Raw genomic sequence first — 7,644 nt, forward strand, 5'->3', positions numbered from 1 at the left:
CTTGAACAAAATTATTTTCTTATGTATTGGTATAAAACCAAAGAGAATAATCTTATTCGTGTAAGCTGTAACCCCTTTTCGGCAGCCGTTATAATTGTCAATTTCATATTAAACTTAATAAAAATATATTGTAATTTATTCACTGTAGCGTTATAATTATGTATATTTATGCTGTTAATATGTATTTTTATAACTTTTAATTTGTATATATACTAGATTATTCAATAACTTTTACATAATACTACTTTTAAGGAGGCTATACATATGAAAACCAAAATATTTATTGATGGTAGTGAAGGAACTACCGGTCTACGAATTAATGAGCGTTTTATGAATCGTGATGATATTGAGCTAATTACTATTGATCCAGACCTTAGAAAAGACGTAGCTGAACGTAAAAAGAAAATCAATGAATCGGATATTACTTTCTTGTGCCTACCAGATGCAGCTGCTAGAGAAGCTGTACAACTAGTTGAGAATGATCATGTTAGAATTATCGATTCTTCTACTGCTCATCGTACAGAAGCTGGTTGGGCATACGGATTTCCAGAATTGTCACCAGAACATCGTAAATCCATTAAAGAAGGACGTTTTGTTGCTGTTCCAGGTTGTCATGCTACAGGATTTATTTCTCTTGTTTACCCATTAACAGCTGGAGATATTCTACCTTCTGATTACCCTATAAGCAGCTTTTCTATCACTGGTAATAGTGGAGGCGGCAAGAAAATGATTGCTGAATATGAAGATAGTAATCGCCATTCCGATTATTCAGCACCAAGAGAATACGCCATGTCCCAGCAACATAAACATCTAAAAGAAATGCAGAAGATTACAGAACTTGAAAGAGTACCTCTCTTCTCCCCAATTGTTGCAGATTATTATAGTGGTATGCTTGTAACAGTACCTCTTTATGCTGATCTATTAAAGGGAAAACAAACTCCAGAATCCATCCATACCTATCTATCAGAGTTCTATGCAAATCAACCTCTCGTTCATGTTATGCCTTTCGGAGCAGAAAGTGAAACAAACGGCTTCTTAAGTGGGAATCACTTAACTGGAAATGATGGGCTTAATATCTATGTAACAGGTAACGAAGACCGTATCCTTGTTTCCTCTCAATTTGATAACCTTGGCAAAGGTGCTTCTGGTGCTGCTATTCAATGCTTGAATATTATGCTTGGTTGTGAAGATGGTAAAGGATTGAATGTGTAGATCTAAATCACTTTATATTAAGAAAGATGTAGGAATAGACCTCAGATGGTTTATTCCTACATCTTTATAATCCTCTATAATAATCTAGACGACCACTATTAATTTCACTTCCTACACTTCAAAGAACGTTACACCACCTGCTGGAACAGTAAGCTTACCATCTTCTAGTGTTGCCACATTAGGATAAGCATGTAACACCTTACTAACTTCTTTCGTAGGTATCGTACATCTTACTTTTTTATCCGATGGATTCAACGCAACTAAAACCGTCTGGTTGTTCCCCGTTCTCTTATATACAAGAGGGTATGCATAATCATCAACATATTCAAATGTAACAGTTGCATTACTCTGTAGCGCCTCATTATCCAAACGAATTTTGGTTAATGTCCTAATATAATTTAATAGTGAGGTTTCTTCCTCTTCTTGTTTCTTAACAGTTGGACGATTCTCATCGGCATCCATCGTAATATAGAGTGAATCTGCGCTTGCTGTGGAGAATCCGTCATTCACACCATCCCCCCACTGCATACAATGTCATTAAGATAGCTAAAGACCGATTATTCACTATCTTAGAGTTTATACTTCAAACTGCTATCAGAGTGATTTATTTTCCATTTTTGTATCACAAAAAGACAGATGTTTTCATCTGTCAAAATTTAGAGTATAGTATATTTGTTGTTAGGCTACGCGGTATAGAAAACTTACTGCTTTCTTGTGATCGACTTTGCGAGGGTCGTGACGTCCAGGACGAACAGGTAGGATTTCTTTACTTATTAATGCTTCGACATCTGGCGGAGATTTCTCCGCCATTTTACTTATAAAATATCTGCATATATGTATCGCAAATGTGTAGTTTATTTGATAAGTATGCTTCTTCGTACACTTTTCAATAGTCACATGAGCTGTGATGATTTCACAGAAATTATATAAAATTAAGCGTGCCCATATTTCCTGTATAATGTATTCTCTTTTCTTAGCATGAAAACTTGTTAACCCAACAGCATATTTTAATTCCCTAAAAGAAGTTTCAATTCCCCATCTCATTGCATATAGCTTCTTAATTTCATCTGCTGTGAAGTCTTCGGCTGGAAGATTTGTTATAACACATTCATATTCTGTTTCTGAAATTGGAAATCGAAGAACTCTGAGATTCATATAATAATAAGCATGCTCATCCAAATCTAAGAATTCAAAACTATCTTTATTTCGAAAACGCCTGTATACTTCTGGGTGATTGAGAACTTCATTTGTCCATTTTCTTGTTAGAATCAATGATAAAGTAGTATCAAATTTCTCTGTAGTAGGTAATTTATCTTTTGATCCAGACAGAATCCCACTACTATTTATGTCCTTACTTCTAAATAAAAAGAATTCTCCCTTTTCAATTACATGTGCGAGATTATTGTAGGCTTCATAACCACGGTCAACAATAAAAATAGTTTTTTCTGTTCCGGTATATCTGTCCACCATATCACAAAAAGCTTTATGCTCATTTTCTTTTCTTGCTGGTTGAATAATGATATCTGTGTAAATTCTATTTATTAAATCATACATTGCATTCAGATGCAGCTGATTAAACCCTTTAGCATCTCCATGAGAAAAATAGGTTTCTTCATCATTGGGGTCATGGGAGATATTGATATCTGAACCATCGCAGGCAATGAGCCTATAACCATTGAATAGACTTGGCTTATTGTTATATTGATTTGTGAATGATTCAAAAAGATATTTAAATGCATCAGATTTAATTTGGGATCTTCTTTGATTAAACGATGCATTAGTTGGGCAGTCCGTCGTATAACCAAAATATTTATGGAGTTCATTTTTTAAAGATTGACTTTCCATAGAGATAATGAATTTTATCAAGGTTGGAAAATCCCACTTTTTCTTTCTTGTAAAATCTTTCTGCGGATTTACAGTAAAATCCGATAAAGCCGATGACATTACATCAATTAAGTTCCACAATGTAGCTTTTACTTCTTCTGAAAATTGCATAAGCGATAACCTCCTAAAATGTATATATTTCAAGGGCTTCGCCACATTTTTTTTACGGTTTTGTCAAGCTTTTTTTGCAAAAAAATAGCAGATATGTAGTTTAACATACCTGCTAAAATATTAAGTTTTTCTTATCTTAATGACATTGCCACTGCATAGGGGTCCTTGATCCTGTACGATCATAACCACCTTCTACCGATGTCAATCCTTCTAGATAACGCATACCAATCTCATCCCCATAATAGATAAATGGTGCACCTGGCATTGATAATGAGAAGGACCAAAATGTAATAAGAAATCCATATGATATCCACCTTTTAAGGACTTATCCGGTTCTCCCCATTCTGAAATCATTGCAGCATCTGGGAATCTTTCTTCTAAGAAAGTTCTTACCTTTTGCCAAAATGCAATTGTTGCTTCTCCATCAGAATCTCCTTTTACCATAGCCCCCGCCATATCCACACGGAACCCATCACAGCCCATCTCCAGCCAAAACGCCATAACATCTTGCATAGCAAGTCTAGAAGCTGTGGCCTCTTTGGAATCTGGTCCCACTTGCCAACTTTCTGTCGGTTTAGCAAATCCATAGTTTAGAGCTGGTTGTGTAGAGAAAAAATTTACTGCACAAGAACCATTTCGATCAGAGATTCCTCGAATGCAACCTGCTATGTTATTATAACCCTCAAAACCTTTCCAGATGTCATCTGTCCATATATAACGATTTGAAAATTCATTCTTCTCCGGTTTCATAGACTCTTTAAACCATGCATGTTCTATTGAAGTGTGGCCTGGTACCAAATCTAGTATTATATGCATATCTCTTTTATGTACTTCCTCGAATAACTCTCTAAGTTCCTCATTCGTTCCATAACGTGGAGCAGCTTTGTAATAGTCTGCTACATCATAACCGGCATCACTGAATGGAGACTCATAACAAGGATTCATCCAGATCGCATTGCAACCTAAGGATTTAATATAGTCTAAACGTTTCTTAATACCATTGAAGTCACCAATACCATCTGCATTGGAATCTTGAAAACTCTGTGGGTAAATCTCATAAAATATTGCATTATCTAACCATACTGGCATATGTATCCCTCTTTCCTATACTCTGTATATTTGCTAAAGTTTCATTGACTATAATAGTAGTATATCCTTATTATTTATGCTATACTTGTAGTAAATCCACTAAAAATAACACTTTTTCTATATATTTTCAAATTATAGTATTAAATAAAAGAAAGGATTCTTATGAAAGAAAAATTCGAAGAGAAGCGTACACGCGGTAGTCTATTATTTCCATTCGAGCAATATCATATGATTAACACAGCTGGTAGTCTATTCGTAACCTACCATTGGCATAAGGAAATCGAAATCATATATTTACATTCTGGTACCCTTACTCTTTGGATTGAATCAAAGGAATATCATCTTAACTCTGGTGATGTGTACTTTATTAATTCAGAGGTGCTACATCAGTTTTCTTCAACAGATAAGAATACTTGCTACTACGCTTACGTATTTCCTTTAGAATCCTTACAATTTGCCTTGTCCGATTATAGTCAAACCCTAGTAGAACCTCTTCTTACCCATACTATGTTGTTTCCTAACTTCGTTCCAAAGGATTCCATCGTATATGAGAATATATTAAAGGAGGTACAAGAACTTATTCATGTTAACGAGAACAAGACTCTTGGTTATGAACTAACTACCAAAGCATGTATCTTGAAGTTAATTGGTTATCTTATTCAAGCCAAATTATTATATACTCCTACCTTATTAATTCATTCTAGTACCGCTAAAAAATCAGATATTAGGAAACAGATTCTTTCTTATATTCAAGAAAATTATGCTAGTCCAATTAGTCTAGAAGATCTTGCTGACTTATCACATATGTCTACAAAATATTTTTGCCATTACTTTAAGCAGAATTTCTCCATGACATTCCTTGAATATGTTACTCGTTATCGCATAGAAAAAGCCCGTATTTTTCTAAAAGATACCGGCTTATCTGTTATGGAAATTGGTTTTTTAGTTGGTTATGAAAACTTTAGTTATTTCATAAGAACGTTTAAGCGAATCGTTGGCATCACGCCTGCTAAATATCGCATGGAAGTTCAGAAAGAAGATAGTGAATAACTGGATTTATTCGTACTTATTGCACTTCAATATAATATTTATCACCAGCATAATTGTACTTTCTGTACTTTCTGTGTTTTGCTTAAAAATTTATTACCAAAAAGCACCACCTAAAATCTTTAACATCAATGTATTAAAGTTTATTGAACAACACATACTATATCTGTAAAAACAATCTGAATGTAGGAGGAAACAACGATGTCAAATCAAAGTAACCAAAGCATTCAATCCCCGGAGGCCGTCGAAGGCAACGATGCTGGAGATAAGCCAATCGACAGGTAAGGCTTATAGGACTGACAGTCGACGGGACAGTCTTATAAGCCAAAAACGTTTTTACTAAGGGATAATGAAAATTCGCGAACTATTCATTGCCATGAATAAGGAGCTACTTATATTGCATACCAAGTATGTACATAAGTAGCTCCTTTTCTATATTGTTATCGAACTAGCTCCACTTCCGGATTATATTATTTCCGCACATCAACTCTTTACATTATATACCATAAGACAAATCAAGTCCAACACATCCTCCATTCATCTATTCTTCAATAAAACCATTCTCAACTAAGAATTTTCTTCCAACCACATCTGGTTCCATTTGGAGTTCATCGACTTGATAATTTAATTCAATCATTACTTCATCCGTTAACTTAGAACCCAGTTCCTCTATAATTGGAACAATCTCTGGATATTCCTCTACAATCTCACTCCTTACAACCGGGATTGCATAATATGGTGGGAAGAATTCTTCATCATCTTCTAATGTTACCAACTCGAACTTTTTAAGTAACGCATCCGTCGAATAAGCATCCACTACATCGGTTTCATTATTAATTAATGCTATATATCTTGCTGCACCATCTAAACCTACCGTATCTTTAAATTCAAATCCATAGTGCTTTGTAAGACCTGGTAACCCATCTCCTCTGTTTAAGAATTCAAAAGTAGTTCCTACTGTCAGATTTGAAGCAACATTTTTTAAATCGCTAATGGTCTTTAACTTATACTTTTGGGCTGTTTCTTCTTTTACTGCCAATACATACGTATTATTAAATCCCATCTGTTTTAATACATCGATATTATATTTCCCTTTAAAATCTTCCTTTACTGTTTTATATACCTCTTCCATGTCTGTAATTGGTGGATACTTCAGCGTATCTCCATAGGCAGTTCCGGTGTATTCGAAATATAAATCTATATTTCCTGAAGTAAGTGCAGAAAAAGTTACCTTTGTACCACCTAAATTCGTTTCTCTCTCTACTGTAATATCTGTTTCTTCTTCAATTAAATCTGCAAACATGTTTGCTAAAATAACTTGCTCAGTAAAATCCTTACTCCCAATCGTAATTACTTTATTCGATTTTTTCATACTATATAACCCTGATATCAGCAAGGTAATAACAAGAAGAACCGCTGTTGATAAAAGTATAACTTTCTGCATTTTTCTTTGTTTTATTTGTTTTCTTTTGGAACTCCCATTTTTCCGTAAACTGACTGGAGTCACTAGATTTTCAACTAATCCTACTAAATAGTCTACAAATAAAGCCAAGAAACATGCAGGTATAGCACCAGCTAAGATTTGATTATTATTAACTGTTCTGATACCAGAAAATACTAAGAAACCAAGTCCACCAGCACCAATAAAAGCTGCCATCGTCATAAGTCCCACAGCCGTAACTGCAGAAATTCTTACACCTGCCATAATGACTGGAAGCGCTAATGGAATCTGCACCTTCGTAAGGATTTGCAACTTCGTAAGTCCTATCCCCTTCGACGCTTCTATGATGTCGGAGTTAATACTTTGTATTCCTGTATATGTATTCTTTATAATAGGTAATAAGGAATATAAGACAACCATAACGACAGCAGGTAACGTACCAATTCCTAAGAATGGTATTGCAAAACCTAGGAGCGCCATACTTGGTATTGCTTGAATAACATTGGCCACTCCCAATATGGGTTTATTTAATTTTCTCACATAACTGATTAATATCCCAAGTGGTATACCTATCAGGATAGCCAGACCAACAGCAATTACTGTAAGCTTTATGTGTTCAAGAGTTAGGGAAAGAATTTGATCTTTGTTTTTGATTATATAATTTATGAAATTCATATTTTTAATACCTCCTCTTCCTCTAAATAAGGTTGGCTTAAAGTTGTTACTAAGCTACTCTTAGTAATTAAGCCTAGGAGAGTATTATTATCAGACAATACTGGAATATTAGATATATTATTATCATCTACTACTTTTAAAACGTGAACTATACTATCATCCAAACGAACTCCTAGAAAATCCGT

Annotated in this window: 8 protein-coding genes; 2 read left to right on the forward strand and 6 right to left on the reverse strand. The window is 34.5% G+C overall.

Annotated elements, in window-relative coordinates:
* The first annotated feature begins 264 nt into the window (after positions 1-264).
* A complete protein-coding gene (gene argC, locus ACW2QF_RS15805; RefSeq protein WP_455716972.1) occupies positions 265-1,212 on the forward strand; it encodes an N-acetyl-gamma-glutamyl-phosphate reductase in 948 nt (315 codons plus the stop codon).
* 111 nt (positions 1,213-1,323) lie between these two features.
* On the opposite strand, the gene ACW2QF_RS15810 is transcribed toward argC, so the two are convergent.
* From ACW2QF_RS15810 to ACW2QF_RS15825, 4 genes are all read right to left on the reverse strand, one after another.
* Positions 1,324-1,740, reverse strand: coding sequence for an alpha-amylase family glycosyl hydrolase (locus ACW2QF_RS15810; RefSeq protein WP_455716973.1), 417 nt, complete (start codon positions 1,738-1,740; stop codon positions 1,324-1,326).
* 150 nt (positions 1,741-1,890) lie between these two features.
* On the reverse strand, positions 1,891-3,207 hold the full coding sequence (locus ACW2QF_RS15815; protein WP_455716974.1) for an IS4 family transposase: 1,317 nt from the start codon (positions 3,205-3,207) through the stop codon (positions 1,891-1,893).
* Between the two features lie 136 nt (positions 3,208-3,343).
* The gene (locus ACW2QF_RS15820) at positions 3,344-3,472 is read right to left on the reverse strand and encodes a hypothetical protein (protein ID WP_455716975.1); all 129 of its coding nucleotides are present in this window, start codon (positions 3,470-3,472) and stop codon (positions 3,344-3,346) included.
* Positions 3,418-4,296, reverse strand: coding sequence for an alpha-amylase family glycosyl hydrolase (locus ACW2QF_RS15825; RefSeq protein ID WP_455716976.1), 879 nt, complete (start codon positions 4,294-4,296; stop codon positions 3,418-3,420). The genes ACW2QF_RS15820 and ACW2QF_RS15825 overlap by 55 nt, the downstream gene beginning before the upstream one ends.
* Before the next feature lie 162 nt (positions 4,297-4,458).
* Between ACW2QF_RS15825 and ACW2QF_RS15830 the strand changes: the two genes are divergently transcribed.
* On the forward strand, positions 4,459-5,346 hold the full coding sequence (locus tag ACW2QF_RS15830; RefSeq protein ID WP_455716977.1) for an AraC family transcriptional regulator: 888 nt from the start codon (positions 4,459-4,461) through the stop codon (positions 5,344-5,346).
* 538 nt (positions 5,347-5,884) lie between these two features.
* On the opposite strand, the gene ACW2QF_RS15835 is transcribed toward ACW2QF_RS15830, so the two are convergent.
* Both ACW2QF_RS15835 and ACW2QF_RS15840 read right to left on the reverse strand, forming a co-directional pair.
* Positions 5,885-7,459, reverse strand: a complete 1,575-nt coding sequence (locus ACW2QF_RS15835) for an ABC transporter permease/substrate-binding protein (protein ID WP_455716978.1) — start codon at positions 7,457-7,459, stop codon at positions 5,885-5,887.
* A partial coding sequence (locus ACW2QF_RS15840) for a CBS domain-containing protein (RefSeq protein WP_455716979.1) occupies positions 7,456-7,644 on the reverse strand: 189 nt, incomplete at its 5' end. The genes ACW2QF_RS15835 and ACW2QF_RS15840, both read right to left, overlap by 4 nt.

The sequence above is a fragment of the Anaerosporobacter sp. genome (genome assembly GCF_965301125.1).